We start from the raw sequence: 19,831 nt of genomic DNA, 5'->3' as shown, positions 1-19,831 counted from the left end.
GCTTTATCAAAATGACATGGGCGGAGAGAATTATTGAAGTAAACAGGAGGCGAAATCATGGAAAAAGTGACGATTCGAGAGGTGCGGCGTGATGATCTGGAGGCAATTCGGGAACTCTATTACCAGCCGGCTTTCCATGACGGGGAACCCATTCCAATGGAGCAGACGGAGCGCATTCTTGAGGAAATGGAACAGTATCCGTACTACAAGGTGTTTGTGGCTCTGATCGGCGACCGTGTGGTGGGAACCTTTTCTCTCGCCATCCTGCAGAGTCTGAGCGGGGATTTTGCCGGTGTGATCGAAGACGTGGTTGTGCGGGAGGAATGCCGCGGGCAGGGCATCGGGGAGCAAATGATCCGTTTTGCGCTGGAGCGTGGGAAAGAAGCCGGCTGTTATAAGGTGGCGCTTTCCAGCAATGTGAAACGTGAGAGAGCACATCATTTTTATGAATCTCTGGGCTTTGAGCGGCACGGGTACAGCTTTACTGCAAATCTGTAATTCGTTGTTTTTACCTGAGAGTGAAGTTGCATTCACAGGAAGATTCTATGAAAACAGCGATTTCATCTTCCTCCTTTGGCGGGGAAGTAATCGAGTGCTTATCCATACGGTGTTACTATAAATTTCAGGAAATTCGGGCAAAAAAGCTCTAAAAAGTCCGAATTAACTGAATTTTGGGCAAGACAGTCCGAAAAGCCTCGATTTCTCTTGCAATCTCGGTTTATTGTGCTATAATTACACTTGGGTCAAAATGAAAAATTCCATTTAAAGGAGGCGGCATCGTGAAAGCGGACCCTTTGGGCGATTATCCCATACGAAAAATCAGCGCGCGGTGCGGCCTTTGCTTTTGAGTGCAGGGGAGCATTTGCGCGCAGTCAGGAGTTGAGTGCCAATGCTGTCCTACTATAAAACCATTGATGGCAAAATTCAGATGATTCCGGAATACGAGCCGGGCTGCTGGATTCATTGTATTGCACTGAAAGACGAAGAAATCAACGGGCTGATCCGTGACTTTTCGATTGAGCCGGATTTCTTTCGCGCCGCGACCGATGAAGAGGAATCCTCGCATATCGATTCGGAAGACGGCAATACCCTCATCATCATCGATATTCCCAGCGTGGAAAAAACCGAGGATGGGCTGGTGTATACCACTATGCCGCTCGGTATCATTCTGACGGAAAAAAGCGTGATCACGATCGTGACGCGCGAAAATCCGCTGCTGAACGAATTTTCCGAAGGTGTTGTTAAGGGCGTTCAGACGAATCTAAAAACCCGCTTTATTTTGAATATCATGCTGCGGGTGGCCACCCGGTACCTGCAGTATTTGAAGCAGATTGATAAAATCAGCATGCAGGTGGAAGCGGAGCTTCGTAAATCGATGAAAAACTCAGAGCTGTTCCATTTGCTGAGTATTCAAAAATCGCTGGTTTACTTTTCTTCCTCGCTCAAAGCGAATGAGATCACAATTGAAAAGATTATGCGCGGCCGCGCTGTTCGCCTGTACGAAGAGGATCAGGATTTGCTCGAGGATGTGCTGATTGAGGTCAAGCAGGCCATTGAAATGTCGAACATCCACCTGAACATTTTGTCTGGCACCATGGATGCGTTTGCATCGATCATTTCAAACAATCTGAACATTGTGATGAAGGTGTTAGCTTCCATCACACTGATTATTTCCATCCCGACCGTTATTTCCAGCATGTACGGCATGAACGTAAATGGTCTGCCTCTCCCTGAATTCTGGTTTCCGGTTGCGATGGCAATGGTCTGCATGTTGGTTGCGGCATATTTCCTGCACAAAAAGAATATGCTGTAGCTGCCGTGTGGAGTGTTCCCGGTAGCACAAAAAAAGGGAGCCGTTTTCGGCTCCCCTTTGTATAAGATCAGCACTGTAATCACTGAGATTCAAGAGAACAGCAACTCCTGCGCAGCCGCCGGAATTTCCGACACGGTCGCTACCTTCTTGTCGGCCGCGGCCATTTCTGTGGGGCGAAAGCCATACAGGCAGCCGATAAACGGCAGGTTGTTTTTGCGAGCGGCATCCAGGTCAAAGATGGTGTCACCTACCATCAGCGCTTTTTGGGGCTGCACGCGCCCTAACAGCCGGGCGAGGCTCTCGGCTTTTTCGTGTGAATCCGGCTCCAGCGGCTGAATCTCGTCGATCAGTGTATCCAGTTGAATGGCATTCAGCACGGCGCTGATGTACCGAACGGAGGAGTTCGAGCATATTGCCGTAACCCACCCGTCCGCACGAAGCTGACGGAGCATCTGCGCGCTGCCGTCATAGGCTTCAGCCAGATGCAGGTATTCGTTTTCCAGCTCGAGGACCCGCTGAACATAGTGCCTTTGGGTTGCCTCATCAGAGCCGGGCAAGAGGGCGGGCAGGTATTCCTTTGCGGGCATACCGAACGTGTTCCGAATTTCTTCTGGGGTCTGCACAGGGTATTCAAGCTCTCCCTGCACAATCTGGTGAATTTTTACGGCGAATACGTCGGTTCGGTGGAGAGTGCCATCTAAATCAAAAACGATCAGCTTTTCTGGTGTTGCCATGCTTGCAGTCCTTTCTGTTGGTTGAAGTGATGCAGAATGCCTGCATATAAAAACGGGGCCACCGGTGCCAGGATCATTTCAAGGTACCGAAATAACAGCCTCAATATAGCCATTATACCGCATTTTATTTTGGAAGCAAACCACTTTCCAAAATTCAGCGTATTCGCAGAAAAACAGAGATTTCTTACCGCATCTTTGGCGTAGAATGCAACTGCGCCGGAGCGGGTTACGATAAAGGAGAGAGTTGTTTTGGAAAAAATCAGGCTGAACACCGAACACTTAAAGGAACAGGCTGTAACTTTGAAAGCCGGGGATCAGGTTTTGCTTTCCGGCACGGTATATACGGCGCGCGACGCCGCGCATAAGCGGATGTTCACGCTGATGGAGGAGGGGAAGCCCTTGCCGTTTTCGATTGATGGTGCCGTGATTTACTATGCCGGCCCCACCCCCACGCCGGAAGGCATGGCGATCGGTTCCTGCGGGCCGACTACCTCGGGCCGGATGGATCCGTTTGCGCCGCGTCTGCTCGATCTGGGTCTGGCAGGAATGGTTGGCAAAGGCAACCGTTCGCAGGAGGTAGTGGATGCCATCCGCCGCAACGGGGCGATTTATTTGTGTGCCATCGGCGGTGCCGGGGCGCTGGCCGCTCAGTGCGTGAAGTCTCTGCAGGTGGTGGCGTTTGACGATCTGGGCTGTGAATCCGTCAAACGGCTGGAGCTGTGCGACCTGCCGCTCGTTGTGGCGATCGATTCCGAGGGCAACAGCCTGTTTTCAGAAATATAAAATATTGGTGAGTATCTTTCCCCGCCGTAGGCGGGGAAAGATACTGCTGTACTTGTATCATACTATTTGTACCATTATTTTCGTATAGTGAAAAGGAAGGAGCCTTTTGATGACAAAGCTGCTGATCCGTCTGTTTATCCGCGACCCGGAAAACGAAAATCGCGCCCAGGTGCGGGAACGGTATGGCAAGCTGGCCGGATGGGTAGGTGTTGCAACCAACCTGATTCTGTTTTTCGTCAAGCTGCTTACCGGACTTGTATTTCACAGTATCGCCATCATGGCGGACGCGTTCAACAACCTAACAGATTCCGCTTCCTCACTGGTGACCCTGTTCGGGTTCCATCTTTCCGCAAAGCCTGCGGATGCCGAGCATCCATACGGCCACGCGCGGATTGAATATATTGCCGGTATGGTAGTTTCTTTTCTGGTGGTAATGGTGGGATTTCAGCTTGCGCAGACCTCCATTGGCAAAATTCTGAACCCAAGCCCCACTGAATTCGGTATGGCGATGCTGATCGCATTAATTGCATCGGTGCTGCTTAAGCTGTGGCAATGTTTGTTTTATCGAAAGATCAGCCGTACCATCGATTCCACCGCGCTGCTTGCCAGCTCGCAGGACAGCCGGAACGACGTGCTTTCTACCGGTGCGGTGCTGATTGGTCTGGTACTCTCTTATTTTACCGGCTGGCAGCTCGACGGCTGGCTCGGCCTCGGCGTTGCGGTGTTCATTTTAATTGCCGGCTTCCGCCTGGTGGTAGAAACCGCGAATCCTCTCCTGGGTCTTGCACCCAGTAAAGAGATGGTGGACGACATTTACCGCAGAATTCTATCTTATTCCGGCATTATTGGTCTGCATGATCTGAACATTCATAACTACGGGCCCGATCGCTGCTTTGCCTCGGTTCACTGCGAAATGCGTGCCGACCACAATATTGTGGAAAGCCACGAGATCATCGACCGAATCGAGCGCGACTTTCTTGCTGAAAGCAATATTCACCTGGTGATTCACCTGGACCCGGTGGTAACAGATGACGAGCGAGCCAACCGGCTGAAAATCTATGTGGAAGAAAGCCTGCGGGCTATTTCAGACGAAGTCACGATGCACGATTTTCAGGCAGTGTGGAAGCCCGAGGACTCTCGCGTTATTTTCGACATCGTCGTACCTTACCGCTTTTCCTGGAGCGACAAGCGCCTGACGGAGTACCTGAACGAGCGAATCAAATCACAGGAGCCGCAGTGCGAGCCAATTATTACGGTAGATCACGATGATTCTCCGCCTGCGCGAGAGAGGTAAAATTTACATTTTAGACTTGTTTTTTGTCCATTATTGTATTATTATAGAGTTAGCACTTTAACCATTAGAGTGCTAACTCTAATCATTTGACTATGGAATACTATTAACCATATCTCTCCCGCCGAAGGCGGGAGAGATATGGTTAAGTTCTCGTTGTTCCATCGTCATTGTAGATTAGTATCAATTTATTATTTGTACGGAAAGGGAAATCGATATGAAGCAATTTAAAGCGGAATCAAAACGATTGCTGGAATTGATGATTCATTCCATTTATACGCACCGCGAAATCTTTTTGCGTGAGCTTTTGTCCAACTCCAGCGATGCGATTGATAAGCTGTATTACAGAACTCTGCAGGATGGTGACACGGGTCTGAATCGCGATGATTTTTACATCCGCATCACGCCGGACAAAGACGCGCACACCCTTACCATTGAGGATAACGGCTGCGGCATGACAAAGGAAGAGCTGGAAAATAACTTGGGCGTCATTGCGAAAAGCGGCTCGCTGAATTTTAAGCAGCAGATGGAGCAGAAGGATGACGTAGAAATTATCGGTCAGTTCGGAGTAGGCTTTTATTCCGCGTTCATGGTCAGCGACTGTGTGACTGTGTACAGCCGTGCCTATGGCAGCGAAGAGGCCTGGTGCTGGCAGTCGAAGGGCGTTGAGGGCTATACGGTTGAGTCCTGCGAGAAAGAGGGTCACGGTACGAAGATCGTCCTGAACCTCAAGCCTTCTACCGAAGAAGATAATTACGACGAGTTTCTTGAGGAGTACCGCATTCGCTCCATTGTGAAAAAATATTCCGATTACATCCGTTACCCCATCCATATGGAAATGGAAAAGCACCGCCAGAAGGAAGGAACCGAAAACGAAACGGAAACCTACCGCGAGGATGAAACTCTGAATAGTATGGTTCCTCTGTGGCGCAAGAATAAGAACGAGATTACAAAAGAAGAGTACGAGCAGTTCTACCGCGACAAGTTCTATGATTACGAAGCGCCTCTGCGCATCATCCATACCAGCGCGGAGGGAACCGCTACCTATAACGCCCTTTTGTTCCTCCCGGCCAAGGCTCCTTACGATTACTACACCAAGGAGTTCGAAAAGGGTCTGCAGCTCTATTCCAACGGTGTGATGATCATGGAGAAGTGCGCCGATCTGCTGCCGGATTACTTCAGCTTTGTGCGCGGCCTGGTCGATTCTCAGGATTTGTCGCTGAACATTTCCCGCGAGATGCTACAGCACGATCGTCAGCTTAAGCTGATCGAAAGCCGGCTTGAAAAGAAGATTAAATCCGAACTGGAAGCGATGCTGAACAACAGCCGCGAGGATTATGAGACATTCTTTTCGAGCTTTGGCCTGCAGTTGAAATACGGTGTATATTCCGATTACGGCCAGCATAAGGAGCTGTTGCAGGATTTGCTTCTGTTCTATTCCTCCAGCGAGAAAAAGCCGGTTACATTAAAAGAATATGTGAGCCGGATGAAGGAAGACCAGAAGGACATCTATTTCATCAGCGGCGAGAGTGTAGCGCGCATCGAGCAGCTGCCGCAGACGGAGCTTCTGCGCGAAAAAGGCCTAGAAATGCTGTACCTGACCGATCAGGTGGATGAATTTGCGCTGCGCATTCTGCAAGCCTACGACGGTCACGAGTTTAAGAACGTTTCTTCCGACGATCTGGGTCTGGAAACCGAAGAGGAAAAGAAGACTGCCGATCAGCAGAAGGAAGAGTACAAGGATTTGCTGGAATTCCTGCAGAAGGCGCTTGACGGCAAGGTGAAATCCGTCGTCGTTTCCCAGCGCCTGAAATCCCACCCGGTTTGCCTGTCGAGTGAGGGAGCCATCTCTCTGGAGATGGAAAAGGTGCTTAACGCCATGCCGAATGCCGAAAAGGTACAGGCTCAGCGCGTTCTCGAGCTGAACCCCACTCACCCGGTGTTTGCTGTTTTGCAGAAGCTGTACGAAACGAATCAGGACAAGCTTGCGGAGTACGCGCAGCTCCTGTATACGCAGGCAATGCTGATCGAAGGCATCAGCATTGAAGACCCCGTAGCATTTTCCAATCAGATCTGTGGTCTGATGACCGAGTAATTCTCCGTTTTCATCCCCTTTTTCTGGAAAGATCAGCTTGTCAAAGCGGTTTGTCTGTGCTATCATAGGCAAAAGCAGATTGAATATTGTAAAATAATGATTTCCTTCCCCTGCCGAAAGCGGGGGAAGGAAAATTTTAAATGATTAGAAATATAATTGTGCTATCTTTTCCGCCTGCGGCGGAGAAGATAGCACAAGCATAATTCACTGTTTTGATGGAAGATGGATAGTTGACTTGTAGCCGAAACACAAGCGAACGGAAAAAAGGGGGGCAGATGTGATGAAACGAAAGAAAGAATGGGTTCCTTATGCGTTGGGTAACGAACTGCCGGAGCTGGTGTTGAAAAACGCGAATGTAGTGGACGTATTCTCAAAGCGCGTGAGAACTGCGGATGTTGCGATTCACGATGGAAGGATCGTCGGCGTTGGGGAATACCGGGGCCGGCACGAGGTGAATCTCACCGGGCGCTATGTGTGCCCCGGTCTGATCGATGCCCATGTACATATCGAATCGTCCATGACCTCTCCCGGCCTGTTTTCACGGCAGGTTCTGCCGTACGGAACGACTACTGTGATTGCCGACCCGCACGAAATCGTGAATGTTGCCGGGGAGCAGGGCATGGAATACATGCTTCGCGCAAGCGAAGGTGTGCCCGTCAACATTTATTTTATGCTGCCCTCCTGTGTTCCCATCAACAGTTTGGAGCATAACGGCGCCGTATATGATGCTGCCCAGATGAAGCTCCTGTGCCATCATCCCCGTGTACTTGGACTGGGAGAAGTGATGGATTGCCCCGGTGTGCTGAGCGCGAAGGCAGACCTGCTGAAGAAAATTGAGCTGATGCAGCACGGCATAATTGATGGCCACGCGCCGTCGATTACGGGCAATGAGCTGCAGGCTTACCGTCTGGCCGGGGTACAGACCGACCATGAATGCGCTACCTACGAGGAAGCTCTGGAACGGGTGCAGGCAGGATTTCTGGTGCAGATTCGGGAAGGCTCTGCCGCGCGGAATCTGGAAGCAATCGTGTCCGGCGCACTGAAAGACGGTTTGCCGTTTGACCGCTTCGCCTTCTGCACTGACGATCTGCATCTGGATGATGTGGCGCGGCAGGGGCATATTGATCATAACATCCGCAAATCCATCCGCCTGGGACTCGACCCGATTACGGCAATTTGCTGCGCGACCATTCAGCCGGCTCGCTTTTATGGCCTGCGGGAACTGGGTGCGGTTGCCGCAGGTTACCGGGCTGACTTGATTGTGTTGGATGATCTGGAAGAATTTCGAATTGTCCAGGTTTATAAGGACGGTGTTCCCGCGTCGGAGAGAATGACCAGGACTCCTCTGCCTATGGCGGAGCCGGAGCTGACGCAAAGTGTACGCGTTCCCGCTATTTCGGCGGGGCAGTTGGCTTTGCCCGCGCAGAAGGAATTTCCGGTGATCACACTGGTGCCCGGCGAGATTCTCACCCGGCTGGAGTGCTTAGATTTGCCCGGAGAAAATGGCGTATTTGAGCCGGAGGGTGATCTTCTTAAGGCGGTGGTGGTGCAACGCCACAGCGGTTCTGGCCAGTTGGGGGTAGGCGTTGTCAAGGGCTTTGGCCTGAAAAACGGTGCCATTGCTTCCACAATTGCCCATGATTCCCACAATCTAATTGTGATCGGCGATAACGATGCAGATATTCTTTGTGCCATTGATGCACTGCGCGCCTGTCAGGGCGGCTATGTGGTATGCTCCGGTGGCAAGGCTTTGCAGGTGCTGCCTTTGCTGGTAGCCGGCCTGTTTACAGAGCAGGCCGATCTGGACGTTGCCGCGGCTCAGCATGAAATGGTAACGCTGTGCCGAAGCATGGGTGTACCGGAAACTCTCGACCCGTTCCAGAACCTTTCATTTTTGTCATTGTGTGTCATTCCTGAAATCCGCCTGACAGACAGCGGCATTTTCAGCGTGATAGAAAGCCGTTTTCTAACCGGAGAAAATAGGTCAAAAAACGCATAAGGAATCTGTTCATGTGAATACTAGCAGCATCAATGAAAAATGAGGTGTTGCGTTATGACGAAACTGGAGTGTCACGTAGATTCCTGTGCAAATAATACTGCTAATTTTTGCTGCCTGTCCAATATTCAGGTATCGGGTGCAATGGCTTTCAGCGTCGAACAGACCTGCTGTTCTTCGTATGTTTCCCAGCAGGAGGGAGCATTTTCCAATGCGGTGGTCGGCTCAATTCCGAACGAGTCAATGCCGGTGGACTGTACCGCCACAAACTGTTCCTACAACGCGGGCGGCAGTTGTGCGGCCAGCAATGTTTGCATCAGCGGCAGCGGAGCTTCTGAAAAAGGCGAAACCAGCTGTATGACCTTCCAGCAATCCTGAGCATTGATCAAAAAGCCCACCGGCTTGCATGCCGGTGGGCTTTTTGATTCATTTTCTCCCGTACTCGATGAGGGAAAGGGACAATCAATTATAAAAGAAGCCCCGGGCGCGGAAATATCGCTCGAGGCTGGTTTTTATGTGCGTGATCTGTTATGTTGATTCGGCCAGAGCAGAGGTGCTGTATCTGCGCAGGGGATAGCACACTGCGGAGGCGGCAACCGCGCAAATGGCGGCTTCCAAAAGGCCGTTAGTAGCAACGGTGACGCCGAGCGCTCCCAGCAGAAGCTCATAGCTCATTCCGAGGGTTGAGGCATAAGCTTGCCCAAAGAAAACGTAAATTCCACCCAAAACCAGCACGGTGGCAGTTAGGCTGCCCAACACTCCGCTGACTACATAGGGAATTACCTTGGCGCTTTTCTTACCCTTCAGTGCCTTACTCAGGGCCTGGAACACAACGCCGGCTACCACGCCAATCAGAATACGGGGCACAAAGCAAATGACAAGGCTCCAAAAGTTGCCTTTGGCTTCGCCGATGCTGTAGAAGGGCGTGAACACGAATGCAACAGGGGACGGAGGCGTGAAGGTCATGACTAAAAAGCTGAAGAGGCCGGTGAAAAAGCCCATCAGTGCGCCGGCCTTCGTGCCAAGCATGATGGCGGTAATAATAACCGGTACACCTGCAAGAGTGGCGACCATGGGGCCGATCGGGATGGAACCCAGCGGCGTAAAGCATACGACGATCTGGATTGCCAAAAGCATAGAGAATTGTGCCAGGAACAGGGTCTTTTTGTTTGCTTTCATGTTTCCTCCTTGCTGCTGCTCCAATGTTTGGATGCAGCGCAACACATAAGATTTATCAATGACAGGGATTACTCCTGTTTTGACCGGGGAGGTTTGGAAGGTTTGCGGTTTTTTTCATAAATGAGCCGCAAGCCGTCGAGCAGCAGATACTTGTCCACAATAAAAGGACTCTCGCAGTTCTGCATGACCAGATTGGCCATTCCGCCTGTAGCAATTAGGGTGGGCGGCTCGTGCAGCTCCGTGGCAAAGCGCGAAGCAAGGCCGTCCAGCATGGCGGCTGTACCGTACAGCAGGCCAGACTGCATGCACTGCACGGTGTTTTTCCCAATAAAGTGGTTCGGGTTTTGCAAGCTGATGTGAGGAAGCAGCGCGGTCTGGGTGGTCAATGCATGCAGCATTATATTCACGCCCGCACAGATCATTCCGCCTAAATAGTTTCCTTTTTTATCCAGAAAGCTGACGGTGGTCGCGGTGCCTAAATCAAAAATTACGCAAGGCAAAGGGTATTTGGCAATAGCAGCCACAGCATCCGCTACCATATCGGTGCCCAGCTGTGCCGGGTTATCAATCAAAATGTTCAGTCCGGTTTTTACGCCGGGACCGAGCAGCAGAGGCTGTACCCCGCAGATACGCAATAATCCCTGCTGAATAGGGGCGGACACCTCGGGAACAACAGATGAAATGACGATGCCGTCTACTTCTTTCGGTTCCGCATGGTGCAGGTTCATAATCTGCAGCAGTTCAACAGCGTATTGATCTTCCGTTCGGTAAGGGCTAGTCAGCAGGTTCGCAACAAACACAAGGGTTTCCTGCTCAAAGCCGCCCAGTGTAATATGGGTATTCCCAATATCAACCGTTAATAAAATAGCTGTTTCCTCCTTTCCTCAAAATATCCATAGTATAGCACAATGCTTCACTTACCGCAAGACTTGCAGAAGGAAACAATAAAATGTTCAATGGCACATTTATCTTACTAAATAACAAATGAATGCAATCATTTTGACAAGGATTTGATTATGCAAATCATATTTTAGTTTGTGCATAAACCTATATAATAGTAATAATTTTAAAAAAATTTTATTAATATACACGAATTAACCGAGCGGATATTGTAGAATTAGGTATTGTAAAAGAGAGAAAAATATCATACAATATGTATTTTTTAGTAATAAATTATCATCATTTTGGAAATTTTGGAGAATTTTTAAAGATAAAAATGTTAATCTAGATACAAAAAATGACAGAAAGACCTATTCTTATTGCGGCTCATATGATATAATATTGGAAAAATTGACTGAGAAGTGATTGACGTTGCGGATCAAAATGCCAGACATGAAACTCACCAAATGGAGAAAACAAATCAACTGTATTCTTTTCTTTATGGCAATCGCTGTCACTTTATTGGAGATCACCTCTTATTTTTATTTGATTCATTCAGGAAACTTGCTTCCAAAAGACAGTAATATGTTTGTTCGCACGCATATTTTTTTTCCTTCTCTTTTGAATTACAGCTGTCTCCTGCTGAATTATATGCTTCAGACCCAAAAAACGGTTACGGAAGCTTGTAAAAACGACAGCGTGATTGGTGCATCCATACTCTTTTGTGCTGTCACCGTGTGGGTTCATTACACATTAGTCAGTGCACTGTCGGTATTTGTTTTGCCAGTTGTGCTGTCGGCTGTTTTTGTCAGCAGGAAGAAAATGTATTTTATTTATGCGGCCACTCTGGCTGTTATGAGTATGTGCGCCGCACATTCATATTCTCTGCTGAAAGGCGATCCATTCCTGATTCGGAACATCGCGGCGATTTTCTTTTTAGTTCTGATTGCGTGTTTTCTTTCCAATATCATCATGACTTATATTGAAGAGAGAAAAGCTGATCTGATTTCCAGCTATCAAGCGCAGCTGATTTTGTCTCGCAGAGTTAAAATGGACCCTCTTACAAACCTTTATAATCAGCATACCTTTTTCGATAAGCTCAAAGAGAGCGTCGAGTTTGCCGAGCAGCAGAATGAGGTTTTCTCCATGGCAATTCTCGATATTGATAATTTTAAAGCGATTAATGATACTTATGGTCATTCTGCCGGGAATCAGGTGCTGGAGGGGCTTTCCGATTTGATGGGGATGGTTTTCTCGCCGAAAAAAGAATTCGTGGCGCGCTACGGCGGCGAGGAATTCGGCATCATTTTCAAAGGAATGACGAGTGAGCAGGCCGATGAACGCATCGAACAACTCAGACGGCATTTTTCCGACAGCCGCCTTTCCTGTATTGGAATGATACACGTCACCTTCAGTGGTGGAATCGCCCAGTATCAGCCGGGGGAGGAAAGCAGCACTCTTTTTAATCGGGCCGATGCCGCCCTTTATGAGGCCAAGCGAAAGGGAAAAAATCAGACGGTTACCGATCTGGTGGAGGATGGAATCGCTGTTCCATCGGGAGCGTAACTGTTTTCTAAAAATAAAGCCGGCGTCCCGTTGGGACGCCGGCTTTATTTTTTACAGGTTCAGGGAAGTGATTCCATAATATAAAATTGGAATCAGAATAGAGGGAAGAAGATTTGCGGTTTTGATTTTGCTGACTCCCCAGAAATTAATGCCGATGCACATGACGATGGCATAGCCCACCATGCAGATTTGATTCAGCAGTTCATCTGTCAGGACCGGGCCAATCCACCCGGAAAGCAGAGCAATCGAGCCTTGGTACAACAAAACGGGTACACAGCTGAAAATGACGCCTACACCCAGGGTAGATGCCATAATAATGGCAGTAACGCCGTCCAGTATGCTTTTCACCAGCAGCGTGCTGCTGTCGCCACGTAAACCATCGTTGATTGCGCCTACAATGGCCATGGCCCCAACACAGTATAGGATTGAGGCGGCGACGAATCCGCTGGAAAACCCGGAAAGCTGCATCTTCTTTTCCACTTTCTGGCTCAAAGAATTCAGTCGAGTTTCAATTTTTAACAACTCACCCGCAACTGTGCCCAGCACCAGGCTGATCACCAGCAAAAGCTCTCCGCTGCTGGAAATGCGCCCGTCCTTAACTGTGAACATCGAGCTAATCACACCGTTCATGCCAAGAATAAAGATCGCAACCCCCAAAACCTTGTACAGGCTTTCCTCAATCCGGGAATTCATCCGCTTTTGGAACAGCAGGCCCAGAATTCCTCCAATAGCGATGGCGACGGTGTTGACGATGGTTCCAAGCATGTAAGGCACCCTTTCGGCGAGAATTTTATGTAGATCCAGTTTGTTTTAACAGAACGAGTTTTATTATAACATGATAAAGCTTTAAAGTCTCTATTATCACAGAAGTTTGAGTAGATCAGCAGCTTATCCTGTTTTCATTCTCTCTCAGACTCCTGAGCTTCACTTCGTACCTGGCGCAAGGGCATTGTAACACAAAAAACAACCCAAAGCGGTTAAAATTCAATTAGAAAGCAAAAATTTATAAATTTACCCTTTACACAAATTCTGTGTCTGTTAAAATATGAATAATAACCATGAAAGGACGTGTTTCAAATGAATGCGTTATTTAGGGTAAACTGGAAAAAGAAAATTTGCAGTCTTGTGCTTTCTCTGACTCTGATGGGAAGCATGGCAGCTGTTGCAGGGGCACAGCAGACTCCTGCTTTACATACAGAAACAGTCGCGGTCCCTCAATATTTGCAGAGTACCTCCGAACAAACACAGTCGACCACGCCAATTTCTCTTTTGGCAATGGATCAAAACGCCAAAGAGGCTGAGACCGTGATCTCCGAAGGGCTGATGAACGGAGTCAGCGTGCTTGATTTAAGAAAGTATCAGATTTCGAAGGATCAGCTGCTGCGAATCCTCAATTACTCTTCCTTTACCAATTATCCGCAGATTGCCAGTGTCATCTCTTATGAATACACAATTGACAATCAGGAAACAGTCTATGGATTATGGCCTCAGTACAATGTGTCGCAAAAAGAGGTGGCGGCGAAATCCGCCCAGATTAATCAGGCCGCTCAGGCGGTGATTTCTTCGGTGATTACCTCAGACATGACGCAGCTGCAGCAGATTGTGGCGATTCACGATTACCTGGTGCTGAACTGCTCCTACGATACCAGTGTAGAAACAAATAGCGCCCCGCATGATTCGTATACGGCATACGGAGCGCTGGTGAAACAAAAAGCAGTTTGCCAAGGGTATGCGGCTGCGTTTCAGCTAATGATGCAGAAGCTTGGTATTCCCGGCATTGTGGTGCAGAGTACGGCAATGAATCATGCATGGAACATGGTGCGGTATAACAACGAGTGGTATCATGTGGATGCTACTTGGGATGACCCGGTTCCCGATCGGGCAGGTGTTGTGCAGACGTATGCGTTGCTCAAAAGCGACACCGCGATGACCGGCGGAGTGAACCAGCATTATTCCTGGGATTCTGCGGGTTATGTAGCCGTCAACACGCAGTTCGATACTGTGACCGACTGGTCACAGTATCGTGTGGTGCGAACAGCGATCGCAAGGGGCGCACAGCTGGATATTTCCTCTCTGGCTGGTACCGTAAGTACTTATTCCGAATTCCTTGTGAAGCCCTACCAGACCGGGACGCAGGTCACTGTGACCACCTCAAACCCGGCGGTGGCCACGGTTCAGCTTGTCAATGCGAATGACCCGCGGGGCCAAAAATATCGAGTAGTGTATCAAGGGGCCGGCAGCGCAACCGTTTTGGTTACTACCAGTGATGGCGGGCTGAAAACCGTGCCGATTACAGTACAGTCTGCGGCACTCGCTGCGTAGTTTCTAATATTTCTTGAATCCGTTTTTTGGGCAGGTCGTGAATAGACTTTGTTGGGACGGGGTGCTTCAGCTGCGGCTGTGTGCAGTACTCCAGAATCGCAAGGTCGTTCCACCTGCCCAATTTATATCCGGTGTGGGGGTAAACGCCAACTTGCTTAAAGCCCAAGGAGCGGTGGAAACCGATGCTGCGATCATTGGGTATAGAAATCAAAGCGTATAGGTTGTAGTAGCCCAACTCCTTCAGTAGAGCAATTAGTGTCTTGTAGAGCATTCTGCCAACTCCGCTGCGGTGGTGGCGTTCATCCATATAAATAGAAAGCTCTGCATCCCATTGGTAGGCGGCCCGCGTCATATGGGGTGAAGCGTATGCGTACCCAAGAATTATACCGTCCTTTTCGTATACCAGATAAGGCATTCTGCGGCTGATGGTGCGAATTCTCTCTGCGAATTCCTCTACGGAAGGGACGGTATATTCATAGGTAATGCAGGTATTTAAAATGTAAGGTGCATAAATTGCTATCAGTCGAGGGGCATCTTCTGGAGTAGCAAATCTCAGTGCCATAACTCTAATCTCCTTTGTATTAAACTTTTGTTTTTACTTTGCAGTTCATTTTTGATGTTACAGATTTATATTTTTACAAGTATAAATTCTTTTATTTTGAAAAACAAGTTTTTTGAGGTCGTATACAACAATTTAAGAAATTATTAATAAGACCAAAATACTGATTGATCGATGGTAGAGAAACAAAGCTTTATTTATTTTTGTAAAAGAATAGGACAAAATTCTAACAAAAATTTCAATTTTGTATTTATTTTGTTATCTGAACTGTAAATATATATTCTTTAAAAGAAAATAGCATTTCCAATTCATTGGTATAATGAGAAAAATGAGGGCGTTGGCAAAGGAGATTGACATGGGCCTGATTCGTGTGGAAGACCTGCGTAAGGTATACCGGGTGGACCAGGAAAAGATTGTTGCGCTGAACCGCATCAATTTAACGGTTGCATCCGGTGAAATATGCTGTATTTTAGGAACCTCCGGCTCCGGAAAATCAACTTTGCTCAATATTTTGGCAGGGTTAGAGAAACCGTCGAAGGGCCGGGTTATGATAGACGACGTAGAGGTTACGGCGCTTTCTGAAAAGGATCTGGCGCTTTTTCGGCAGAGAAATATCGGTTTTGTTTTTCAATCCTATAATTTGATGCCTACACTAACCGCCGTAGAAAATGTAGCCATGCCGCTAATGTTCCGTGGAATTGGGAAAGACCAGAGAAACCGTGAGGCGGTAAAAATGCTGCACGCGGTACGGCTTGGCAACCGCCTTCTGCACCACCCAACGCAGATGAGCGGCGGGCAGCAGCAGCGTGTTGGCATTGCTCGTGCCTTTGTGGCTCATCCTAAAATTGTATTTGCAGATGAGCCTACGGGAAATTTGGATTCCAAAACAACGCGGGAAGTAATGGAGATTATGGTAGGCATGGCACGGCAATATCAGGAGACCTTGATTTTGGTTACGCATGATCAGGATATTGCCCGCTATGCGGATCGAATTGTCACTATTGTGGATGGAAATATTCAGGCGGATCGTGTGAATCAATCGGTTGTTCCTGCACAGCAGCAGGAAAAAACGCAGGAATTGACTACGGTATCAGGAGGAAAAGCAGAATGAAATTTCAAAAAATCCGCTCTTGGGCGGCGTTTGTACTTACAGCGGTTCTGCTGTTGCAAATGTTTCCTGTAAAGGTATCTGCCGAAGAGCCTACGGTGGTGGATCCGGAAATAACCTCGGCGTCCGTTTCACCGTCTACAGTGCAGAAAGGCAATTCTTTTGAGGCCAATATTCGTTTCCATCATGACGATAGCACAATAAACAACGCGGGAAGTGCCATTGTTAAGGTGAGCAGCCCCAACGGTGCTATCCGGATCAAAAAAAATGAATTTACAATTACTGATTTTTCTGAGACAGATGCAGAAACCGCCGGAGGAAAATATTTTAGCCTGTATATGCCGGAAAACTACCTGACTTATTCCGGCCCCGGGCCCGGTGTGCTGCAATTTGCGATTACATATTACACAAGTAAGGATGCTTCCAAAGGGACCGAAATCGCAACCAAAAATAGAATCGTCATCCGCAAAACGCTGATTGCCGGGGAGGGCTCCGCTGACAATACCGTGCGTGTGGATGAAAGCAGTTCTACGCCGACGATCGTATCTGGAACCAGCGCAACCGTGGCAATTCCACTGATCAGCGGCAATACGCTCGAGGATGCGCAGATCGAGGTAGCCGCGCCGACTGATACAAAGATTATGCTTACCTCGGCCGGAGCCGTCTATACCATGAGTTTTGTGTCGGGAGAAAAGAAGTACCTCAACCTTCCGCTTCGTGTTGACTCTTCTGTTGCGGCAGGGATTTATCCGATCACTTTGACTATCAATGGCAACAAGGTGACAGCCTATCTTCAGGTGCTGGACAGCGCTCAGGGAAAAGGCGGAGTGAGGATCGATTCCTACAAGCTGGATCGGTCGAATATCTATTCCGGCAGCACCTTCCGCATGGATCTGGTGCTGAAAAATACCGGCAGCCAAACCTATCACAATATCAGCGCGGCTCTCGACGGCCTTGCGACAGACAGCCTTACCGTAGTCGGCTCGCTCGACCGTAAATCGGTTACGAGTTTGGCCCCCGGCGCGACCGCAACCGTTTCCTTTAACATGCAGGCTGCTTCTAAAATGGAAACGGGCAATTATGCGGTAGGGGTAAACCTCACTTCAGATGAGGTGACGGAAGCCGTTGCTACAAAGGTGTTTGTTTCTGTGGTGGGAACAGGTGATTCCACCGGCGGCAAACCAATCATTATCATTGAAAATTACAGCTTTGGAGGAACCTCTATTACCGGCGGAAAGACGTTCCCGCTGTCGCTTCGCTTTCACAACGCGAATACCAGCACAGCGATTCAGAACCTGAAAATCACCATTTCTTCTACTGCGGATGAAGATACCGGCGGCGTTTTTACACCGGCCAATTCCTCTAATACATTTTTTATTTCGAAGCTGGGAGCAGGAGCTTCCATAGATAAGTCTATTGAGCTGTACCCCAAGGCGGACGCAAAGCCAAAATCCTATGGGATCGATGTCAAGTTTGAATATGAGTCCGCGGCAGACACCAAGCATGAGCAGATTACGTCTACAGAAACGATTTCTATTCCGCTTACACAGCCGGATCGCTTTGAGGTGACGAATGCAGAGGTGCAAGGTCCGATCCAGATGGGAACGGATGGCCAGCTGGCTATCAGCTATGTCAATAAAGGAAAGAGTACGGTCTATAACCTTTCCGTGCTGCTGGAGGGTAACTTTACTGCTCCGGAGACGAATATTTACATTGGCAATGTGGAATCCGGCTCGTCGGACAGCTACGATACCAATCTAACCCCTGCGGAGGAAGGAACGCTGCAGGGCAAAGCCACGATCACCTACGAAGACCCCAACGGAAAAACACAAACAATTGTGAAAGAGTTCTCCTGTGAGGTTCAGCCGGCCCAGCCTGTGGATCAGGGTGAGATGGATGGAGAGTCCAGCGAGCCTTTGCCGGGGCAGTCCTCGGGAATTCCAGTGTGGGGATGGCTGCTCGGCCTGGCGCTGATTGCCGGGGGAGTTGCGGCCGCTGTTCTGGTTCGCCGCAAACGCGCGGCCAAGAAAAAGGCGCTTCTGGAACTGGAGGAGGACTACGACGATATACAGCCGCAGGTTTCGGAACCGGAGGAAGAACAGCATCAGAATGAGGATCGGTCATGAAATGGAATGATATGGTGTCTATGTGCCTGAACAGCCTGTTCAAGCGCAAGGTGCGCACATTATTAACAGTTGCAGGTGTTATCATTGGTACCTGCGCTATTGTGGTGATGCTTTCGTTCGGTATTGGCATCAAGAAGTCAACGGATGACATGATGCAGAGCATGGGGGATCTGACAGTAATTCAGATTGAGAATTACAGCCCCAGCCCCGACGCGGAGCCGCTCGACGATTCCATGCTGGAAAAGATTCGGGTGCTGCCGGGGGTACAGACTTTGACCCCGATGTTTGATGTGGATTCTTCCGCCTTTCAGATTCGCAGCGGCAAATATGTGTACGGCGGGCAGGTGACCGGCGTGTATATGGACGCTCTTTCGGAGTTTGGGTATGAGATGGAAGCGGGAAAGCTGCCGGAAGGAACCGTGGAGGAAGGCAGCATCCTATTTGGCCACGACGCTTTGTATAATTTCTACAACAGCAAAAAAAACAGCAATAATATGGTTTACCCAGACCCGGATGCGAGCGGAAAAGTTCCGGATCCATATGTGAACCCGATGAAGGATAAGCTTGAGCTGGTGCTGCAAAAGACCGACGAAAACAATAAAAAGACGGTAAAGCCCATCAAGCTCAAGGGGCTCGGTGTGATGGCGCAGGACTGGAACAAGAATCCATCGCCCGGTTACAGCGTGTTTATGGATGTGAAGTATGCGCGGTCCTTGGTATCTCAGTATAATAAGCTGAACAACATCAAGGTTGACAAATCGAAAAAATTTCAATACAGCAGCGTTGTGGTGAAAGCACTGGATATTAAGTCGGTGGAGTCTGTGCAGGATGCCATCAAGGCCCTTGGCTTTCAGACCTACAGCATGGACAGCATGCGCGAGTCTGTGGAGCAGCAGACCAGAACCATTCAGATGATTTTGGGCGGCCTGGGTGCGGTTTCGCTGTTGGTTGCGGCACTGGGAATCACCAATACCATGATCATGTCCATTTATGAGCGCACTCGTGAGATCGGCGTGATGAAGGTGCTTGGCTGTGTGATTGGCAATATTCGCGCCATGTTTTTAATCGAGGCCGGAATGATCGGTTTTATCGGCGGCGTGGTGGGTCTTGCTTTCAGCTATATGCTGTCGTTTTTGCTCAATACCCTCGCGGCAGGCGGGGGAGGCTTTATGGGTCTTGGGGTCAGCGGGCAGATTTCAATTATTCCGGTCTGGCTGGCCTTGGGAGCTTTGGTGTTCTCAACAATGGTAGGTCTGATCTCCGGCTTTTCTCCCGCAAACCGTGCTGTCAAAATCAGCGCTCTAACCGCAATTCGTCAGGAATAATCCATGCGCTGCGGCGGTCACTCCGCCGCAGCTTTTTTCTGTCAATTATAAAACA

17 protein-coding genes are annotated in these 19,831 nt (G+C 49.0%); 12 read left to right on the top strand and 5 right to left on the bottom strand.

What is annotated here, in order from left to right:
- The first annotated feature begins 57 nt into the window (after window positions 1-57).
- Window positions 58-498 carry a GNAT family N-acetyltransferase gene (locus QOS46_RS05350; RefSeq protein ID WP_283607851.1) on the top strand — a complete coding sequence of 147 codons (441 nt, stop codon included), beginning with the start codon at window positions 58-60 and terminating at the stop codon, window positions 496-498.
- A 391-nt stretch (window positions 499-889) separates the two neighbouring features.
- Window positions 890-1,813, top strand: coding sequence for a magnesium transporter CorA family protein (locus QOS46_RS05345; RefSeq protein WP_283607849.1), 924 nt, complete (start codon window positions 890-892; stop codon window positions 1,811-1,813).
- A gap of 89 nt (window positions 1,814-1,902) precedes the next feature.
- Here the strand turns inward: QOS46_RS05345 and QOS46_RS05340 are convergent, their stop codons facing one another.
- Window positions 1,903-2,547: an HAD family hydrolase gene (locus tag QOS46_RS05340; RefSeq protein WP_283607847.1), complete on the bottom strand. Its 645-nt coding sequence runs from the start codon at window positions 2,545-2,547 to the stop codon at window positions 1,903-1,905.
- A gap of 249 nt (window positions 2,548-2,796) precedes the next feature.
- Here QOS46_RS05340 and QOS46_RS05335 point away from each other — a divergent pair, with 249 nt between their 5' ends.
- The 5 genes from QOS46_RS05335 to QOS46_RS05315 all read left to right on the top strand — a co-directional run bounded on the left by QOS46_RS05335 (window position 2,797) and on the right by QOS46_RS05315 (window position 9,090).
- Window positions 2,797-3,330, top strand: a complete 534-nt coding sequence (locus QOS46_RS05335) for a Fe-S-containing hydro-lyase (RefSeq protein ID WP_283607845.1) — start codon at window positions 2,797-2,799, stop codon at window positions 3,328-3,330.
- Window positions 3,331-3,439: 109 nt separating this feature from the next.
- Window positions 3,440-4,624, top strand: coding sequence for a cation diffusion facilitator family transporter (locus QOS46_RS05330; protein WP_283610778.1), 1,185 nt, complete (start codon window positions 3,440-3,442; stop codon window positions 4,622-4,624).
- Window positions 4,625-4,832: 208 nt separating this feature from the next.
- Window positions 4,833-6,716 carry a molecular chaperone HtpG gene (htpG, locus tag QOS46_RS05325; protein ID WP_283610776.1) on the top strand — a complete coding sequence of 628 codons (1,884 nt, stop codon included), beginning with the start codon at window positions 4,833-4,835 and terminating at the stop codon, window positions 6,714-6,716.
- Between the two features lie 280 nt (window positions 6,717-6,996).
- Window positions 6,997-8,715 (top strand): adenine deaminase, encoded by a 1,719-nt coding sequence (ade, locus tag QOS46_RS05320; protein ID WP_283607843.1) that lies wholly within the window; start codon window positions 6,997-6,999, stop codon window positions 8,713-8,715.
- A gap of 54 nt (window positions 8,716-8,769) precedes the next feature.
- Window positions 8,770-9,090 carry a DUF1540 domain-containing protein gene (locus QOS46_RS05315; RefSeq protein ID WP_283607841.1) on the top strand — a complete coding sequence of 107 codons (321 nt, stop codon included), beginning with the start codon at window positions 8,770-8,772 and terminating at the stop codon, window positions 9,088-9,090.
- A 150-nt stretch (window positions 9,091-9,240) separates the two neighbouring features.
- Here the strand turns inward: QOS46_RS05315 and QOS46_RS05310 are convergent, their stop codons facing one another.
- Entirely contained in the window at window positions 9,241-9,891 is a 651-nt protein-coding gene (locus tag QOS46_RS05310) for an ECF transporter S component (RefSeq protein ID WP_283607839.1), read from the bottom strand.
- A gap of 68 nt (window positions 9,892-9,959) precedes the next feature.
- Window positions 9,960-10,757 carry a type III pantothenate kinase gene (locus tag QOS46_RS05305; protein ID WP_283610775.1) on the bottom strand — a complete coding sequence of 266 codons (798 nt, stop codon included), beginning with the start codon at window positions 10,755-10,757 and terminating at the stop codon, window positions 9,960-9,962.
- An 835-nt stretch (window positions 10,758-11,592) separates the two neighbouring features.
- Between QOS46_RS05305 and QOS46_RS05300 the strand changes: the two genes are divergently transcribed.
- Window positions 11,593-12,336, top strand: coding sequence for a GGDEF domain-containing protein (locus QOS46_RS05300; protein WP_283607837.1), 744 nt, complete (start codon window positions 11,593-11,595; stop codon window positions 12,334-12,336).
- A 51-nt stretch (window positions 12,337-12,387) separates the two neighbouring features.
- Here the strand turns inward: QOS46_RS05300 and QOS46_RS05295 are convergent, their stop codons facing one another.
- Window positions 12,388-13,101: a DUF554 domain-containing protein gene (locus QOS46_RS05295; RefSeq protein WP_283607835.1), complete on the bottom strand. Its 714-nt coding sequence runs from the start codon at window positions 13,099-13,101 to the stop codon at window positions 12,388-12,390.
- A 312-nt stretch (window positions 13,102-13,413) separates the two neighbouring features.
- Here QOS46_RS05295 and QOS46_RS05290 point away from each other — a divergent pair, with 312 nt between their 5' ends.
- Window positions 13,414-14,658, top strand: coding sequence for a transglutaminase domain-containing protein (locus tag QOS46_RS05290; protein WP_283607833.1), 1,245 nt, complete (start codon window positions 13,414-13,416; stop codon window positions 14,656-14,658).
- Here the strand turns inward: QOS46_RS05290 and QOS46_RS05285 are convergent.
- Window positions 14,627-15,220 carry a GNAT family N-acetyltransferase gene (locus QOS46_RS05285; protein WP_283607831.1) on the bottom strand — a complete coding sequence of 198 codons (594 nt, stop codon included), beginning with the start codon at window positions 15,218-15,220 and terminating at the stop codon, window positions 14,627-14,629. The two genes, QOS46_RS05290 and QOS46_RS05285, sit on opposite strands and share 32 nt — an antisense overlap.
- A gap of 352 nt (window positions 15,221-15,572) precedes the next feature.
- On the opposite strand from QOS46_RS05285, the gene QOS46_RS05280 reads away from it, so the two are divergent.
- The 3 genes from QOS46_RS05280 to QOS46_RS05270 are packed head-to-tail and all read left to right on the top strand — an operon-like array spanning window position 15,573 to window position 19,776.
- Window positions 15,573-16,328, top strand: a complete 756-nt coding sequence (locus QOS46_RS05280) for an ABC transporter ATP-binding protein (RefSeq protein ID WP_283607829.1) — start codon at window positions 15,573-15,575, stop codon at window positions 16,326-16,328.
- Complete coding sequence (locus QOS46_RS05275; protein ID WP_283607827.1) at window positions 16,325-18,451, top strand: COG1361 S-layer family protein; 2,127 nt, start codon at window positions 16,325-16,327, stop codon at window positions 18,449-18,451. The genes QOS46_RS05280 and QOS46_RS05275 overlap by 4 nt, the downstream gene beginning before the upstream one ends.
- Window positions 18,448-19,776 carry an ABC transporter permease gene (locus QOS46_RS05270; RefSeq protein ID WP_283607826.1) on the top strand — a complete coding sequence of 443 codons (1,329 nt, stop codon included), beginning with the start codon at window positions 18,448-18,450 and terminating at the stop codon, window positions 19,774-19,776. The genes QOS46_RS05275 and QOS46_RS05270 overlap by 4 nt, the downstream gene beginning before the upstream one ends.
- The last annotated feature ends 55 nt before the right edge of the window (window positions 19,777-19,831 follow it).

The sequence above is a fragment of the Faecalispora anaeroviscerum genome, assembly GCF_947568225.1.
Classification (GTDB): Bacteria; Bacillota; Clostridia; order Oscillospirales; family Acutalibacteraceae; genus Faecalispora; species Faecalispora anaeroviscerum.
This window is presented reverse-complemented; position numbering and strand designations above follow the sequence as displayed.

Coding starts and splice junctions, on each gene's coding strand:
- QOS46_RS05295 (WP_283607835.1), bottom strand. CDS start 13,101: ATGCTTGGAACCATCGTCAACACCGTCGCCATCGCTATTGGAGGAATT.
- QOS46_RS05280 (WP_283607829.1), top strand. CDS start 15,573: ATGGGCCTGATTCGTGTGGAAGACCTGCGTAAGGTATACCGGGTGGAC.
- QOS46_RS05340 (WP_283607847.1), bottom strand. CDS start 2,547: ATGGCAACACCAGAAAAGCTGATCGTTTTTGATTTAGATGGCACTCTC.
- QOS46_RS05275 (WP_283607827.1), top strand. CDS start 16,325: ATGAAATTTCAAAAAATCCGCTCTTGGGCGGCGTTTGTACTTACAGCG.
- QOS46_RS05300 (WP_283607837.1), top strand. CDS start 11,593: ATGTATTTTATTTATGCGGCCACTCTGGCTGTTATGAGTATGTGCGCC.
- QOS46_RS05270 (WP_283607826.1), top strand. CDS start 18,448: ATGAAATGGAATGATATGGTGTCTATGTGCCTGAACAGCCTGTTCAAG.
- QOS46_RS05315 (WP_283607841.1), top strand. CDS start 8,770: ATGACGAAACTGGAGTGTCACGTAGATTCCTGTGCAAATAATACTGCT.
- QOS46_RS05330 (WP_283610778.1), top strand. CDS start 3,440: ATGACAAAGCTGCTGATCCGTCTGTTTATCCGCGACCCGGAAAACGAA.
- QOS46_RS05285 (WP_283607831.1), bottom strand. CDS start 15,220: ATGGCACTGAGATTTGCTACTCCAGAAGATGCCCCTCGACTGATAGCA.
- QOS46_RS05310 (WP_283607839.1), bottom strand. CDS start 9,891: ATGAAAGCAAACAAAAAGACCCTGTTCCTGGCACAATTCTCTATGCTT.
- QOS46_RS05290 (WP_283607833.1), top strand. CDS start 13,414: ATGAATGCGTTATTTAGGGTAAACTGGAAAAAGAAAATTTGCAGTCTT.
- QOS46_RS05350 (WP_283607851.1), top strand. CDS start 58: ATGGAAAAAGTGACGATTCGAGAGGTGCGGCGTGATGATCTGGAGGCA.
- QOS46_RS05345 (WP_283607849.1), top strand. CDS start 890: ATGCTGTCCTACTATAAAACCATTGATGGCAAAATTCAGATGATTCCG.
- ade (WP_283607843.1), top strand. CDS start 6,997: ATGAAACGAAAGAAAGAATGGGTTCCTTATGCGTTGGGTAACGAACTG.